This is a genomic window from Pseudomonas sp. Z1-29 (genome assembly GCF_051131995.1).
In the GTDB taxonomy this organism is placed as follows: Bacteria; Pseudomonadota; Gammaproteobacteria; order Pseudomonadales; family Pseudomonadaceae; genus Aquipseudomonas.
The window spans coordinates 5,674,382-5,689,664 of sequence record NZ_CP071645.1; the positions used below are offsets into that span (position 1 = coordinate 5,674,382).

Genomic DNA, 15,283 nt, shown 5'->3' on the forward strand with positions numbered 1-15,283 from the left:
TTCGACATGCTGCATTTGTCCCGCCTCACCTCGCTGGCCCTGACGATCGCCCTCGTGATCGGCGCGCCCCTGGCTTTCGCCGCGCAACCCGCGCCGGCGTCGACCGCCGCTACGGCCGCCACCACCAAGGCCCCGCTGCCGTTGGATGAACTGCGCACCTTTGCCGAAGTCATGGACCGGATCAAAGCCGCGTACGTGGAACCGGTGGACGACAAGATGCTGCTGGAAAACGCCATCAAAGGCATGCTCAGCAACCTTGACCCGCATTCGGCCTACCTGGGCCCTGAGGATTTTGCCGAGTTGCAGGAAAGCACCAGCGGCGAATTCGGCGGCCTGGGCATCGAGGTCGGCAGCGAAGACGGTTTCGTCAAAGTGGTCTCGCCGATCGACGATACGCCCGCCTCCAAGGCTGGCATCCAGGCTGGCGACTTCATCGTCAAGATCAACGGCCAACCGACCCGTGGCCAGAGCATGACCGAAGCCGTGGACAAGATGCGCGGCAAGATCGGCGAAAAAATCACCCTGACCCTGGTGCGCGACGGCGGTACGCCATTCGACGTGACGCTGACCCGGGCGGTCATCCAGGTCAAGAGCGTGAAGAGCCAACTGCTGGAGTCCGGCTACGGCTACATCCGCATCACCCAGTTCCAGGTCAAGACCGGCGAAGAAGTCGCCAAGGCCCTGGCCAAGATGCGCAAGGACAACGGCAAGAAGCTCAACGGCCTGGTCCTGGACTTGCGCAACAACCCCGGCGGCGTCCTGCAATCGGCTGTGGAAGTGGTGGACCATTTCATCACCAAGGGCCTGATCGTCTACACCAAGGGCCGCATCGCCAATTCCGAGCTGCGCTTCTCGGCCACCGGCAACGACCTCAGCGAAGCCGTGCCACTGGTCGTGCTGATCAATGGCGGCAGCGCGTCGGCGTCGGAAATCGTCGCCGGTGCTCTGCAAGACCAGAAACGTGGCGTTGTCATGGGCACCACCAGTTTCGGCAAGGGCTCGGTGCAGACCGTGTTGCCGCTGAACAACGACCGCGCCCTGAAAATCACCACCGCGCTGTACTTCACGCCCAACGGCCGCTCCATCCAGGCCCAGGGCATTGTCCCGGACATCGAGGTGCGCAAGGCCAAGATCACCAGCGAGGCGGACAGCGAGTACTTCAAGGAAGCCGACCTGCAAGGTCACTTGGGCAATGGCAACGGCGGCGCGGACAAACCGACCGGTTCCGGCGCCAAGGCCAAGCCGATGCCGCAGGATGACGACTATCAGTTGGCCCAGGCCTTGAGCCTGCTCAAAGGGTTGAACATCACGTCCGGCCGCTGAGATGGGCCAGCGTTTCATTTTCGTCCTGTTGTGCCTGCTGGCGGGAGCCGTTAACGCGGCTCCCGCCACAGCTTCCCCGCCGCAGAAGGCTTACCTGAGCCTGATCATCGATGACCTGGGGCAGAATCTGCCCCGGGATCGCCGTGTACTGGCCCTGTCCGGTCCGGTCACCGCGGCAGTCATGCCCGACACGCCCCACGCCGCCGAAATCGCCCGCGAGGCTCATCGCGCCGGCAAACTCGTCATGCTGCACATGCCCATGGACCCGGCCACCGGGCCGTTCGCCTGGCATCCGGAATTATCCATCGAAGAATTGGGCAAGCGCCTGGACGCCGCGTTTGCCGCGGTGCCCTACACCAGCGGTATCAACAACCACATGGGCAGCCGCATGACCGCGCAACCCCAGGCGATGGCATGGCTGATGGCGAATCTGCAACAGCGTCACAAGTTTTTCGTCGACAGCCGCACCAGCGCGCAGACGGTCGCGGCTGCCGAAGCACAAAAGATCGGCCTCGCCAGCGTGTCGCGGGATGTATTTCTTGATGACGAGCGCACCGAAGCGGCTATCGCCGGCCAGCTTCAGGTCGCCATCAATCTGGCTCGGCGGCAGGGCTCGGCCGTGATGATCGGCCATCCCTATCCGCAGACCCTCGCCGTGCTCGAGCGCGAACTGCCCAAGCTCAAGGCCCAGGGCATCGAGTGGATCGACATCAAGTCGATGATCAGCCTGCGCAGCAACCGAGCGATGGCCGGGCACGGGAAGGATGGGGTTTATCGTTAGGCTTGGCGTCTCAGAGATAGCGCGCCATGATCGCGTCCACTTCGCCTTCCTTGCGCAGCTCATCCAGAGCCTTTTGCAGGCGGCTCACCACCTCGTCCGGCACGTCCTTGTTCAAGGCCAGGTAGAGCTCGGCACTGTTGAATCGCAGTACGGTCTTGAGATCGCTCACTCCCTCCTGACGCGCCAGATAACGCCCTGCCGGGTCGCCGGTAGCCCATAGGTCTATCTGGCCATTGACGAGTTTTCTGGCGTTGTCCTGATCGCGCAACACGACAATGGGTTTGAGCCCCTGTTTGGCCAATGTTTCGGCAATTGCATCGCCCTTGTAGGCGCCAATCCTGTACTGACGCGCCTGCTCCAACGAGTCGAGGGCAATCTTGCTGTCGGCCTTGGCGAGCATGATCCAATCGTCCGGGCCGATGGGGCCAACCCATTTGAAGAGCTTTTCGCGCTCAGGCAGCCGAGCCGTTACAAACACCCCATAACCGGGTTTTTCCAAGGCAAGCTTGTAGATTCGTTCCCAGGGAAAACGCAGCGTCAGGCTGTAGGAAATATCGGCGCGTTTGAATATCTCGCGGACGATGTCCACCGCAATGCCATGGATGTTTTCGTCTTGGGCGAAGTTCTTGCCGTTCTTCGCCATGTTGTAGGGCGGAAAGTTCTCCGTCAGCAATACCAGGCCAGCATCGCGGCCGTCCCCGGCCTGCGCCCCGCTCATGAACAGCAGGAAAGTACTGGTAACAACAACTAGAGCGCGTTTGAACATATCTGATTACCCGGGTCCATGGCGTGTTCCAGATTGCCTTGGGCCCGCCGACGTGTCTACCGTCGTTTCACATCAAACACCTGACCAAACAGGATGCGCGCAAACGCAACCTTGGCGGCGGTAATTAGTTACCACCTTCCATCACGCCGAGGCTGATTAATTAACGAAGCCGGTCAAGACCGGCCCCAATTAATCAAAGGCATGACTCAATGAAAACGATCTACTTGTTACTGGGCGGTCTGTTTTGCCTGTCTGGCGCACTGAGCGTTGCACATGGCAAAGACTATGGCGAAGGGGTTCAGAACTTCGCCGACTCAAAAATCCTGAACAACAAAGATGGCTCACATGACCATTGGCAGGGTATTGGACGCTTCTCTACGATGAACGGGAATTGTACTGCGACACTTCTCGATACCCATGACCCTTCCGGGACAACGCCCACGCCCGCCTACGTGTTGACCTCGGGACATTGCACCGAGCTGACCAACGCAAACATCGTGACCAACAAGCCAATCCTCGGCGTCATGCAGTTCAACTACTTCGCCGATACCGCCCCCTACCTGACTTACCCGATGAAAAAAATCGCGTGGAGAAGCATCCAGGGCGTAGACATGGCAATCATTGAACTGGACGTCAGCCTGCAAACCTTGCTCAAGGATGGGATACAGCCATTGGGCCTGGCCACCGAGCGTCCCGTCGACGGGACGGATGTCCTGATCGTAGGCGCGCCAGTCCACGATCAGAACACGCTGCGGCTGGCTGCCTGTACCTTGCAACCTGCCCAGGAGATCGTGGAGGGCCGCTGGGTCTGGCGTAACACGCTGATGACCCGCTGCAAGGATATGAAAGGTGGTGGCTCCGGCAGCCCGCTACTGGAGCGCCGTACCAATAAGATCATCGGCGTGATAGGCACTGGCAACCTGACCATCCAAGCCCACCCCTGCGAGCAGCACGCTCCTTGCACTCCGGTTGGCGACAGCTATAAAGCGATACCGGACGATGTTTATGGGAATCCTACGGATTTTCTCAGCCGCTGCTTTGTAGAGGGCCTCTTCGTTCAAGACGTGAATTCGTCTTGCCCGCTGTATCCGGTCTTTTCCGTCAGCGCCGCAGCGGACAGCCCGCAAAGATACATAAGAATTGGGAAAAAAGACGACGGCACTGCAGAGATCCCGACCTGGAACTACCACTTCACAATCAACACGCCGTTCTATCGTCATAAGACCGTTCGAACCGCAATGGATTGCGAAAGGCCGCAAGACTACAGCGGAGTAACAAGTGCGCGGGACGCTTTCATAAACACCGGGATAGGCGACCAGGTGGGCATGTACTTCCTGTGCATCGTGGGTGTCGACTCCGCTGATCAACGCCCCTCAGAGGGGCTCATAAACAACGTGTTGTCCCTTCCGGTCGAAATTCTCGACAACGCTCCAACAGCTCAGCCTGAGTTGAGTTTCACTGCAGGCGTGCAACTGTCGACAGCTGCGAATGAACTGCCACATCGAACCTACGCCTACAAGTTCGGCCCGACAGAGTCGACTGACTGTTCAGACAAAACCGATTACAGCAACATCGAATACATAGACGCATGGCTGGACAATTCGGATCTGCCTGGAAAGCTCTGCACCATTGCCTATGACATATCCAGACAAGCATCCGAGCCAAGAATGGACATCCTGAACCCTACCCCGCTCAAGGATATCCAGGACTCGCCCTGATTCGCCCTCGGCTCGCCTGCCGGACTCTCGGCTTATCTGACGCAGATACCGCGCTGGGCCATGTAGGCCTTGGCTTCCGGCACGGTGTATTCGCCAAAGTGGAAAATGCTCGCCGCCAATACCGCGCTGGCGTGGCCTTCCAGAATGCCATCGGCCAAGTGCTGCAGGTTGCCAACGCCGCCGGAAGCGATCACCGGAATGCCCAAGGCATCGCTGATGGCACGGGTGACGCCGAGATCGAAGCCATTCTTCATGCCGTCCTGGTCCATGCTGGTCAGCAGGATTTCTCCGGCGCCCAGGCCTTCCATCTTCTTTGCCCATTCAACGGCGTCCAGCCCGGTTGGCTTGCGCCCGCCATGGGTGAAGATTTCCCAGCGCGGGGTTTCGCCCGGGCCGGAGACCTTCTTCGCGTCGATCGCCACGACGATGCACTGCGAGCCGAAATGCTCGGCCGCCTCGCCGACGAATTCCGGGTTGAACACCGCCGCGGTGTTGATGGACACCTTGTCCGCGCCGGCATTGAGCAGGTTGCGGATGTCCTGCACGCTGCGCACGCCACCGCCCACGGTCAGCGGGATGAACACCTGGCTGGCCATGCGCTCGACGGTGTGCAGCGTGGTATCGCGGCCGTCGACGCTGGCCGTGATATCCAGGAAAGTAATCTCGTCCGCACCCTGCTCGTCATAACGACGGGCGATTTCCACCGGGTCGCCAGCGTCACGGATGTTCTCGAACTTGACGCCCTTGACCACCCGGCCGTTATCCACGTCCAGGCAAGGGATGATGCGTTTGGCCAGCGCCATGATGAGTCCTCAGCCTTTATAGGAATCGCAGAAGGCCTGGGCCTCGGCGACGTCCAGGGTACCTTCATAGATCGCGCGACCGGTGATCGCACCGATGATGCCCGGCGCCCTGGCGTCGAGCAGTGCCTTGATGTCGCCCAGGTTGTGGATGCCGCCGGAGGCGATCACCGGGATCTTCGTGGCGGCGGCCAGGGCAGCGGTGAACGGAACGTTGCAGCCCTGCATCATGCCGTCCTTGGCAATGTCGGTGTAGACGATGGCGGACACGCCGTCGGCTTCGAAACGCTTGGCCAGGTCGATCACTTGCACGGTACTCACTTCAGCCCAGCCGTCGGTGGCGACAAACCCGTCCTTGGCGTCGAGGCCAACGATGACCTTGCCCGGGAAGGCACGGCAGGCTTCGGCGACGAACTCAGGTTCCTTGACGGCCTTGGTGCCGATGATCACGTAGCTCACGCCAGCCTTGACGTAGTGCTCGATGGTCTCCAGCGAACGAATGCCGCCGCCGATCTGGATCGGCAGGTTCGGGTACCGCTTGGCGATGGCCGTGACCACTTCACCGTTGACCGGCTGGCCTTCGAAGGCACCGTTCAGGTCAACCAGATGCAGGCGACGGCAACCGCCCTCCACCCACTTGGCGGCCATGCTCACCGGGTCGTCGGAAAACACCGTGGAGTCTTCCATGCGGCCCTGGCGCAGACGGACACAAGCGCCGTCCTTGAGATCGATAGCGGGGATAATCAGCATCTGGCAAACCTTCAAATACGAAAATTCAGCTTGGCTCGAAAATCAGTTTTTCTCGAGCGCCCACAAGTCGCTTTCGATGCTTTCGAACCTTTCCTTAAGGTGCGCCTGCACATCGAAAATCGCCCTGTTGTAATAGTGCGGAGCAATTTCGCGGGTAAACAGATCAAGAATTTCCGCCGCTTCGAACGAGCCAAGGTCCAGCTCGAAACGCTCCTCCATGAACCGCTGGATCTTGCGGTTCGCCTCACTTTCCTGCTCAGGCGTGAGGGTGAGGATCGGCGGTTTCTTGCGGGCCATTACCAGCGCCCGTCCCACGCCGCGAAGTTCTGCAGCAGTTGCAGGCCATGGGTATGGCTCTTCTCCGGGTGAAACTGCACAGCGAAGCGCGAGCCATCGGCCAGGGCCGCGGCGAAATCGACACCATAGTGACCGCTGCCCACCACCTGCCGGGCATTGCCGGCGGCGATGTAGTAGCTGTGCACGAAGTAGAAACGCGCGAGGTCCGGAATATCGTGCCACAGCGGGTGGTCCACCGTTTGCCGCACTTCGTTCCAGCCCATGTGCGGCACTTTCAAGTGCTCGCCGTGTTCATGCAGGTCCTTGCCAAAGAACTTGACCTGGCCCGGGAACAGCGAGATGCAATCGACCCCGTCGTTCTCTTCACTGCGATCGAGCAAAGCCTGCATGCCCACGCAGATGCCGAGGAACGGGCGATCCTGGCTGACTTCGTGCACCAGCTTGTCGAAGCCCAGGCGCCGAATCTCGGCCATGCAGTCGCGAATCGCGCCGACACCGGGAAACACCACCCGGTCGGCTTCGCGAATCACGTCGGCATCGCTGGTGATCAATACCTTGCCGGCGCCTACGTGCTCGAGGGCCTTGGCCACCGAGTGCAGGTTGCCCATGCCGTAATCGATAACCGCAACCGTCTGCATTACAGGACGCCTTTGGTGGAAGGCATCTGGCCGGCCATGCGGTCATCGAGCTCGACAGCCATGCGCAGCGCGCGGCCGAACGCCTTGAACACGGTTTCGATCTGGTGATGGGTGTTGTGCCCACGCAGGTTGTCGATGTGCAGGGTCACGTTGGCGTGATTGACGAAGCCCTGGAAGAACTCCTGGAACAGGTCGACGTCGAAGCCGCCGACGGTGGCGCGGGTGTACGGCACATGCATCTGCAGGCCAGGGCGGCCCGAGAAGTCGATGACCACGCGCGACAGCGCTTCATCGAGCGGCACGTAGGCATGGCCGTAGCGACGGATGCCCTTCTTGTCGCCGATGGCTTTGGTGAAAGCCTGGCCCAGCGTGATACCGACATCTTCGACGGTGTGATGGTCGTCGATATGCAGGTCGCCCTTGCTGACGATGTCCAGGTCGATCAGCCCGTGACGGGCGATCTGGTCGAGCATGTGCTCAAGAAAAGGCACGCCGATATCAAACCGGGCCTTTCCGGTGCCATCCAGGTTGATCGAGGCTTTGATCTGGGTTTCCAGAGTGTCGCGCTCGACAGACGCCTTACGTTCGGCCATCACCAGCTCCGCAAAATCATTGGGCGAAAAAGGCAGCCATTATAGGGGCGCGAGCGGCAAACAGAAACAAAAGAGGTGACACCGCTGACGGGCTGAAACCGATGCGGCGGCGTTAGACATGTCCGTACAAGTCTTCCAGGACTCATAAAAACAAATGTGGGAGCGAGCCTGCTCGCGAAAGCGGTGCGTCAGAAGACACTGTTGTCGACTGACACGCCCCATTCGCGAGCAGGCTCGCTCCCACAAGGATTGCCCTGACCCGCTGGCCAGGGCAACGGTTTTAGCGGAACAACACCGCCGTCTTCTGCAGGGTCACCCACACACCCCACGCCAGCGGAATGCCCACCACCAGCCAGGCGGCGATCGCCAGGGGCTTGGTGCCCGGTGCGGCTTTCCACTCCAGGGAAGTGGTGCTGTCGGCGCCCTTGTCGTGGCCCAGCGCTTGCTCTGCGGCCAGTTCGGCGTCGGTCATGAAGTACTTGTCGGCGACCGGGCGAACCATCAGGTTGCACAGGAAGCCCAGCACCAGCAGGCCGGCGAGGATGTACAGGGTGATGTCATAGGCCGCGGCGCGTTCAACGCCGATGCTCAGTTGATATTCACGCAAGTAGTTCACCAGTACCGGACCCAGTACGCCGGCTGCCGCCCAGGCGGTCAACAGGCGACCGTGGATCGCACCGACCATTTGCGTACCGAACAGGTCCGCCAGGTAGGCCGGCACGGTGGCGAAACCGCCGCCGTACATCGACAGGATGATGCAGAACGCCGCCACGAACAGCGCGACGCTGCCCAGGTGGCCCAGGCTCGGGATCAGAGCATACAAGGCCACGCCCAGGGCAAAGAACACGAAGTAGGTGTTTTTGCGACCCAGGTAGTCCGAGAAGGAGGCCCAGAAGAACCGGCCACCGATGTTGAACAGGCTCAGCAGACCGGTGAAACCGGCTGCAATGGCAGCGATCTGGCCCAGTTGCGCGGCGTCCAGCTGACCGAACGGCAGGTCGTTTCCGAGCAATTTGCCGCCGAACACTTCCTGCAGCAGTGGCGAAGCCATGCCCAGGATGCCGATACCGGCGGATACGTTCAGGCACAGCACCAGCCAGACCAGACGGAACTGCGGGGTTTTCCAGGCAACGTTCACGTGAACGTGGCGATGAGTGATCATCGCGTTCGCGGCTTTTTTCGGTGCAGGATTCCAGCCCTCAGGCTTCCAGCCGGTTGGCGGTACGCGATACGACAGGGCGCCACCGATCATGAACACGAAGTAGATCGCGGCCATTACCAGGAAGCTCTGCCATACGCCCACGTCGGTTGGCGTAGCGAAATGGCTCATCAGCGCTGCAGCCAACGGGGCACCCACCATCGCGCCACCGCCGAAGCCCATGATCGCCATGCCGGTCGCCATGCCGCGCTTGTCCGGGAACCACTTGATCAGCGTCGAGACCGGGGAGATGTAGCCCAGGCCCAGGCCGATACCACCGATGACACCGGAGCCGACCCACATCAGCCAGATCTGATGGGTATAGATACCCAGCGCCGAAATCAGCAGGCCACCGCACCAGCACAGGGCCGATACCACGCCAGCCTTGCGCGGACCGGCATGTTCCAGCCAGCCGCCCCAGATGGCTGCCGAGCAACCCAGGAAAATGAAGAACAGGGTGTAGATCCAGCCGAGCATCGAGATCGGCCAGTCACATTGGGACGAAAAGACTTGCGAGATGAAGCTCATGTCCGGCGCGCAGGCTACCGGCTTGGTGATGCCCATGGCCTTGGACAGCGGCAACCAGAACACCGAAAAGCCGTAGGCCATGCCGATGCACAGGTGAATGGCCAGCGCGGCCGGTGGCACCAGCCAGCGGTTGAAGCCGGGCTTGGCGATAATGCGTTCCTTGGAGAGGAACGCAGGCTGGTCGGCAACGCCGTCCGCCGTAATGCTCGTGCTCATTGTGTATCCCCCAGTTATTGGAATAGGTTCGCCAGCCACGCATCACCCTCAGTCTTCATTTGCACGCAGGCATGACTGTATTTTGCGGTGAAGCTCCATTTTGGTGCGACATCACGTCGCAGAAGGACGGGCGAACTGACAAAGGTTACCATTTGCTCATGACAGAAAAACCAAAGTGCTATCACCTTTTTTCTGTCATTCGTCTTATCGCGCCTCTTCTCACTTTCTGTAGGGCGTTATTCGTTTATTTTTCAGGAATGTTCATGCCCATCGTTGTCGAGCGTTTGAATGAAGCCACTCATCAGGATCATCAGGACCTGCAGAAAATCTACCAGGACGCCCCGGCCTGGCGGTTCGAGCCGTTCAGCGATGCCGGGCAGTTGATCAACAGGTGCCTGACGGAAGGTACGCTGATTGCGGCACGGTTCAACGACCGACTGCTCGGCGCCGCACGCCTGCAACGGCACCAGGACGCTTGGTACTTGTCTCACCTGTGCGTAAGAAAGGTTACCCGCCGCCGTGGCGTAGCTGAGCGCTTGGTGAGCGAGGCACGGAGGATGGCTCGAGAAGATGACGCCAGGCTTCGGCTCGAGGCACCGGCCGGGCATCTGGAGGTGCAGGCCTTGGCGGCAAAGCTGAAGATACCGCTGAATGAAAGCTGACGGTGACCGGACGTATCCCGTGGCGAGGGAGCTTGCTCCCGCTGGGGAGCGCAGCGCCCCCTGAAGCTGTCTCCACGGTGTGCCAGGCGTCCTGATTCGCCTGGTTTGGGACTGCTTCGCAGTCCAGCGGGAGCAAGCTCCCTCGCCACGGTGAACCGCGCCTGCCGTTCCACCAGTGGAGGATCGAAAAACGATGACCCAACGCTCCACCAACCCGGGACGTTATACTCTCCGGTAAAATTTGAACTCAACCTACAAGGATTCGCCCATGAAAGCGTTCGGCAAAATCCTGGGTCTGGTACTTCTCGGGCTGTTGCTGATCATTGTGGCCCTGGGCTTTGCCCTGACCCACCTCTTCGATCCCAACGACTATAAGGAAGAGATCCGCCAGATAGCCCGCGACAAGGCCCACATCGAGCTGACCCTCAATGGCGATATCGGCTGGAGCCTGTTTCCGTGGCTGGGTCTTGAATTGCACGAAGCCAGCGTTGCGACCCTGGCCAATCCGACCCAACCCTTTGCCGACCTGCAGATGCTTGGGCTTTCAGTCCGGGTGATGCCGCTGTTGCGCCGTGAAGTGCAGATGAGCGACGTACGGGTCGAAGGTCTGAACCTGCGGCTCAACCGCGACAAGAACGGTCATGGCAACTGGGAAGACATCGGCAAGGCGCCCGCCTCCACGACCGCTACGAAGGCGCCGGCGCCAACCGAACAGTCCGCCCCGCCGGCCAACGCTCCGACAGAGAAACCGGCCCAACCCACTCGCCTGGACATCGACAGCCTGACCGTGAACAACGCCCGGGTCGAATACAGCGACGAGCAGACCGGCAAGCTGTTTACCGCTGAAAGCATCCAGCTGAGCACCGGCCCGATCCACGATTCCACCAATATCCCGGTTACCCTCACGGCTTTCCTGTCCAGCAACCAGCCGGCTGTTCGGGTGCGCACCGAGGTGACTGGCGAGCTGCGCTTCGAACGCGCACTGCAACGCTACAAATTCGAAGACCTGAAGCTGTCCGGTGAAGCCACCGGCGATCCGTTGCAAGGCAAGACCGTGAGCTTTGCGGCGCAAGGGCAACTGTTCCTCGACAAGGCAGCCAACGTTGCCGAATGGACCGGTATCAAGCTTTCCTTGAACCAACTTCGCGCCCTGGGCGAGCTGAAGGTCAACGATCTCGACAAAACGCCGCAGCTGAATGGCGGCGTGTCGATTGCTTCATTCGACCTGGCCAGCTTCGTCGACAGCATCGGCCAGAAACTGCCGGCGATGGCCGATGGCAGCCTGAGCAAGGTCGAGCTGGCGAGCCGCATTGCAGCCACACCGACCAGCGTCGAGCTCAACGACATCAACCTGAAAATCGATGAGAGCAATTTCAGTGGTCGCATCGCCGTGGAAGATATTGCCAAGCAGTCGCTGCGTGCCCAGCTCAAGGCCGACACCTTCAATGTTGATCGCTACCTGCCGCCAAAGTCCGCCGAAGCCAACAGCGCCAAGGCTGCCCGCGAGGCCGAAGTCAGCAACACCGAGGCCAGCGCCATGGCCGGTGCCGGCAGCTCACCGCTACCAAGCGCCCCGACCCAGGGTGCGTGGAGCAACGATCGATTGTTTCCGGTGGAGCGCCTGAGCAAGCTCGATATCGATGCCGACCTGAGCTTCGGCCAACTGACCCTCGACAAGCTGCCCATCCAGAATGCCGCGCTGAAGGCCACCGGGCTCGGCGGTCTGTTGACGCTGGAAAACCTGCGGGGCGATTTGTATAACGGCAACTTCGAAGCCAAGGGCACGCTGGACGTGCGCCAGCCCACGCCGCAGTTGAGCCTGCAAACCCGCATCAACCGGGTGCCGGCCGACAAGATCATCGAAAGCCAGGGCAAAAATCCGCCCGTCAAAGGCCTGGTGACGCTCAACAGCGCCGTCACCGCCAGCGGCAACAGCCAGAAGGCCCTGATCGACAGCCTGAACGGCAATGCCGGGTTCGTCATCAATGACGGCGTGCTGCTCAATGCCAACCTCGAACAGCAGCTGTGCAAAGGCATCGCCACGCTGAACCGCAAGAGTCTCAGCGGTGAACCGCGCGGCAAGGACACACCATTCCAGCAACTCGACGGCAACCTTACCTTCCACAATGGCGTGGCCAGCAACCCGGACTTGAAAGTGCGCATCCCCGGCATGACGGTCAATGGCAACGGTGACATCGACCTGCGTGTATTGGGCATGGACTACCGCGTCGGCGTCATCGTTGAAGGCGACAAGAGCGACATGCCCGACCCGGCCTGCCAGGTCAACGAGCGTTATGTCGATGTCGAGTGGCCGTTACGCTGCCGAGGCCCGCTGGAGCTGGGCGCGAAAGCCTGCCGCCTGGACAACGACGGGCTGGGCAAGGTTGCCGCGAAACTGGCCGGCGACCGCCTCGGCGACAAGATCGACGAGAAGCTCGGCGACAAGGTCAGCCCCGAGCTCAAAGACGCGCTCAAGGGGCTGTTCAAGCGATGACATCCGAGCAATTTTCCAGCGCCGTATTGGATTGGTTCGACCGCCACGGGCGCCATGACCTGCCCTGGCAGCAAGACATCTCCCCGTATCGGGTATGGGTCTCGGAGATCATGCTCCAGCAGACCCAGGTCAGCACGGTGCTCAATTACTTCGACCGGTTCATGGCCGCTCTGCCTACCGTCCAGGCCCTTGCCGCCGCGCCGGAGGATGAAGTGCTGCACCTGTGGACCGGGTTGGGCTACTACACCCGCGCTCGTAATCTGCAGAAAACCGCGAAAACCGTCGTCGAGCAATATGGCGGCGAATTTCCCCGGCATGTGGAGAAGCTCACCGAACTGCCGGGAATCGGCCTATCCACCGCTGGCGCGATTGCCAGCATCAGCATGGGCCTGCGGGCGCCGATCCTCGATGGCAACGTCAAGCGGGTGCTGGCGCGCTTTACTGCCCAGGAAGGCTACCCAGGCGAGCCAAAGGTTGCGAAACAGCTCTGGGCCACCGCCGAACGCTTTACCCCTCAGGATCGGGTCAACGCCTATACCCAGGCGATGATGGACCTGGGCGCCACGCTCTGTACCCGCAGCAGACCCAGTTGCCTGCTCTGCCCGCTGGAAAAAGGCTGCGAAGCCCACATGCTGGGCCTGGAAACCCGTTATCCGATTCCCAAGCCGCGCAAGGAAGTGCCCAAGAAACGCACCTTGATGCCGATGCTGGCTAACCGCGAAGGCGCCATCTTGCTTTACCGCCGCCCATCCACCGGTTTGTGGGGCGGTCTGTGGAGCCTGCCGGAACTCGACGACCTCGACGACCTGCAACACCTGGCCCTGCAACATTCGCTGGAGCTGGGTCAGCAACAGGCAATGCCAAGCCTGGTACACACCTTCAGCCACTTCCAGTTGGCAATCGAACCCTGGCTGGTCCGGGTCCGCGAAACCGGCCATCACGTGGCCGAGGCCGACTGGCTCTGGTATAACCTCGCCACCCCGCCGCGCCTGGGCCTCGCCGCCCCGGTCAAGACATTGCTCGAACGCGCGGCCGCTGTATTGAACGCAGGAGAGTTGCAATGACCCGCACCATCATGTGCCGCAAGTACAAAGAACAGCTGGAAGGCCTGGAGCGCGCACCGTTTCCCGGCGCCAAGGGCCAGGACATCTACGACAACGTATCAGCCAAGGCCTGGGGCGACTGGCAAAAACACCAGACGCTGCTGATCAACGAAAAACGCCTGAACATGATGAATGCCGAAGATCGCAAATATCTTCAAGGGGAGATGGACAAGTTCTTTTCCGGCGAAGAATACGCCAAGGCCGAGGGCTACGTGCCGCCCTCCGAATAAGCTGCCCGGAGCGGGGGCGAATCGTAAGCGACGGTAATAGTTAAATATTTTTTGATAACTTGCTTGACGCCCCCCTGAAAAACCCGTTTAATGCGCCCCGTTGCCCAGATAGCTCAGTCGGTAGAGCAGGGGATTGAAAATCCCCGTGTCGGCGGTTCGATTCCGTCTCTGGGCACCAAATACCGAAAACCCCGATCAAGAAATTGATCGGGGTTTTTTATTGTCCGGGATTTCCTTCCTGCATCCTGTCGACTCAGCTACATTCGTCCGCTACCCTCCTCCTGCATGCGAGTCGACATGGATATCACCGGCATCCCCTTCGGCACCACCGACTGGTCCACCATCGAACCCACCGAACACAAAGGCATTACCGGAACCGCTTACTGGCGCACGCAGCATTTCGGCAGCGTTCGAGTACGGATGGTGGAATATACGGCCGGCTACCTGGCCGACCATTGGTGCACCAAGGGCCATATCCTGCTCTGTCTCAAAGGCGAGCTGAACACCGAGCTCGAAGACGGCCGGCAATTCCTGCTCAAGCCCGGCATGAGCTACCAGGTGGCCGACCAGGCCGAGCCTCATCGCTCCTCCACTCCATCCGGGGCGACGCTGTTCGTGGTGGATTGAGATTCGAAGCGTTCGCGTCGAAGCTGTAGGATAGATGGCCTTATCCATAAGGAATCCGACCATGCCATCGGCGAACAAACAGCAAAAACGCAGCCAGCGCGCCAAGGAGAAAGCCAAGAAGAATCGCATTCAGCGTGCCGCTGCGCCGAACGACTTCCTGGACCCGAACGACGAGCGCATCGACCTGGAAACCGTGGACCTGTCTGACCTGTTCCGCATCATGAGCCTCGCCGAGAAGGTCAGTCAGAAAGCCATGTGCGAAGCGTTCCTGGGCCATCCACTGCTGGCGCTCGTGCTGGAACAGGAAGGTGAAGAAGAAGCGACCGACTTCATCATCACCGCCTTGATTGAATACCGTCGCCTGACCACGGGCGTCGATGAGCAGACTGCTCTGGATTGGGTGGAAAGCAAGCAGTTCCAGGCTGATTATGTCGCCGCGTCCCAGGCGCTGACGCAAGGCCAAGGCTGACTTCAGTCTGCGGCTGGCGGTGGATGATACGCTGATGGGACGGCTCCTACAGACCAAGCTCCACCAGCATGGGCGGCGTCATACCCGTCC

Annotated in this window: 16 protein-coding genes and 1 tRNA gene; 10 read left to right on the top strand and 7 right to left on the bottom strand. The window is 60.5% G+C overall.

Annotated elements, in window-relative coordinates:
* Positions 1-6 precede the first annotated feature (6 nt).
* The gene (locus tag J3P84_RS25770; protein ID WP_434602554.1) at positions 7-1,323 is read left to right on the top strand and encodes a S41 family peptidase; all 1,317 of its coding nucleotides are present in this window, start codon (positions 7-9) and stop codon (positions 1,321-1,323) included.
* A gap of 1 nt (position 1,324) precedes the next feature.
* Entirely contained in the window at positions 1,325-2,104 is a 780-nt protein-coding gene (locus tag J3P84_RS25775; protein WP_434626508.1) for a divergent polysaccharide deacetylase family protein, read from the top strand.
* Between the two features lie 10 nt (positions 2,105-2,114).
* Here the strand turns inward: J3P84_RS25775 and J3P84_RS25780 are convergent, their stop codons facing one another.
* Positions 2,115-2,870 (bottom strand): substrate-binding periplasmic protein, encoded by a 756-nt coding sequence (locus J3P84_RS25780; RefSeq protein ID WP_434626509.1) that lies wholly within the window; start codon positions 2,868-2,870, stop codon positions 2,115-2,117.
* Positions 2,871-3,079: 209 nt separating this feature from the next.
* Here J3P84_RS25780 and J3P84_RS25785 point away from each other — a divergent pair, with 209 nt between their 5' ends.
* Complete coding sequence (locus tag J3P84_RS25785) at positions 3,080-4,588, top strand: trypsin-like serine peptidase (RefSeq protein ID WP_434626510.1); 1,509 nt, start codon at positions 3,080-3,082, stop codon at positions 4,586-4,588.
* A gap of 32 nt (positions 4,589-4,620) precedes the next feature.
* Here J3P84_RS25785 and hisF read toward each other — a convergent pair whose 3' ends face one another.
* From hisF to J3P84_RS25815, 6 genes are all read right to left on the bottom strand, one after another.
* Positions 4,621-5,391, bottom strand: coding sequence for an imidazole glycerol phosphate synthase subunit HisF (gene hisF, locus J3P84_RS25790; RefSeq protein ID WP_305497440.1), 771 nt, complete (start codon positions 5,389-5,391; stop codon positions 4,621-4,623).
* A 9-nt stretch (positions 5,392-5,400) separates the two neighbouring features.
* Positions 5,401-6,138: a 1-(5-phosphoribosyl)-5-[(5-phosphoribosylamino)methylideneamino]imidazole-4-carboxamide isomerase gene (hisA, locus tag J3P84_RS25795; protein ID WP_305497441.1), complete on the bottom strand. Its 738-nt coding sequence runs from the start codon at positions 6,136-6,138 to the stop codon at positions 5,401-5,403.
* Positions 6,139-6,180: 42 nt separating this feature from the next.
* Complete coding sequence (locus J3P84_RS25800; RefSeq protein ID WP_030141479.1) at positions 6,181-6,435, bottom strand: DUF2164 domain-containing protein; 255 nt, start codon at positions 6,433-6,435, stop codon at positions 6,181-6,183.
* Positions 6,435-7,073, bottom strand: coding sequence for an imidazole glycerol phosphate synthase subunit HisH (hisH, locus tag J3P84_RS25805; RefSeq protein WP_434626511.1), 639 nt, complete (start codon positions 7,071-7,073; stop codon positions 6,435-6,437). Before hisH ends, J3P84_RS25800 begins: the two co-directional genes overlap by 1 nt.
* On the bottom strand, positions 7,073-7,666 hold the full coding sequence (hisB, locus tag J3P84_RS25810) for an imidazoleglycerol-phosphate dehydratase HisB (protein ID WP_003186751.1): 594 nt from the start codon (positions 7,664-7,666) through the stop codon (positions 7,073-7,075). The genes hisH and hisB overlap by 1 nt, the downstream gene beginning before the upstream one ends.
* Before the next feature lie 280 nt (positions 7,667-7,946).
* The gene (locus J3P84_RS25815; protein WP_434626513.1) at positions 7,947-9,608 is read right to left on the bottom strand and encodes an OFA family MFS transporter; all 1,662 of its coding nucleotides are present in this window, start codon (positions 9,606-9,608) and stop codon (positions 7,947-7,949) included.
* A gap of 263 nt (positions 9,609-9,871) precedes the next feature.
* On the opposite strand from J3P84_RS25815, the gene panM reads away from it, so the two are divergent.
* The 7 genes from panM (at position 9,872) to J3P84_RS25850 (ending at position 15,193) form a co-directional block, all read left to right on the top strand.
* Positions 9,872-10,270 (top strand): aspartate 1-decarboxylase autocleavage activator PanM, encoded by a 399-nt coding sequence (panM, locus tag J3P84_RS25820; RefSeq protein ID WP_434626514.1) that lies wholly within the window; start codon positions 9,872-9,874, stop codon positions 10,268-10,270.
* Between the two features lie 268 nt (positions 10,271-10,538).
* On the top strand, positions 10,539-12,764 hold the full coding sequence (locus J3P84_RS25825) for an AsmA family protein (RefSeq protein WP_434626515.1): 2,226 nt from the start codon (positions 10,539-10,541) through the stop codon (positions 12,762-12,764).
* Positions 12,761-13,828 carry an A/G-specific adenine glycosylase gene (gene mutY / locus J3P84_RS25830; protein WP_434626516.1) on the top strand — a complete coding sequence of 356 codons (1,068 nt, stop codon included), beginning with the start codon at positions 12,761-12,763 and terminating at the stop codon, positions 13,826-13,828. Before J3P84_RS25825 ends, mutY begins: the two co-directional genes overlap by 4 nt.
* A complete protein-coding gene (locus tag J3P84_RS25835; RefSeq protein ID WP_003186755.1) occupies positions 13,825-14,097 on the top strand; it encodes an oxidative damage protection protein in 273 nt (90 codons plus the stop codon). The genes mutY and J3P84_RS25835 overlap by 4 nt, the downstream gene beginning before the upstream one ends.
* A 102-nt stretch (positions 14,098-14,199) precedes the next feature.
* Positions 14,200-14,275 (top strand) — tRNA-Phe (locus tag J3P84_RS25840).
* A gap of 119 nt (positions 14,276-14,394) precedes the next feature.
* Positions 14,395-14,724, top strand: coding sequence for a DHCW motif cupin fold protein (locus tag J3P84_RS25845; protein WP_434570261.1), 330 nt, complete (start codon positions 14,395-14,397; stop codon positions 14,722-14,724).
* 61 nt (positions 14,725-14,785) lie between these two features.
* Positions 14,786-15,193: a hypothetical protein gene (locus J3P84_RS25850; RefSeq protein WP_434626517.1), complete on the top strand. Its 408-nt coding sequence runs from the start codon at positions 14,786-14,788 to the stop codon at positions 15,191-15,193.
* Positions 15,194-15,283 lie beyond the last annotated feature (90 nt).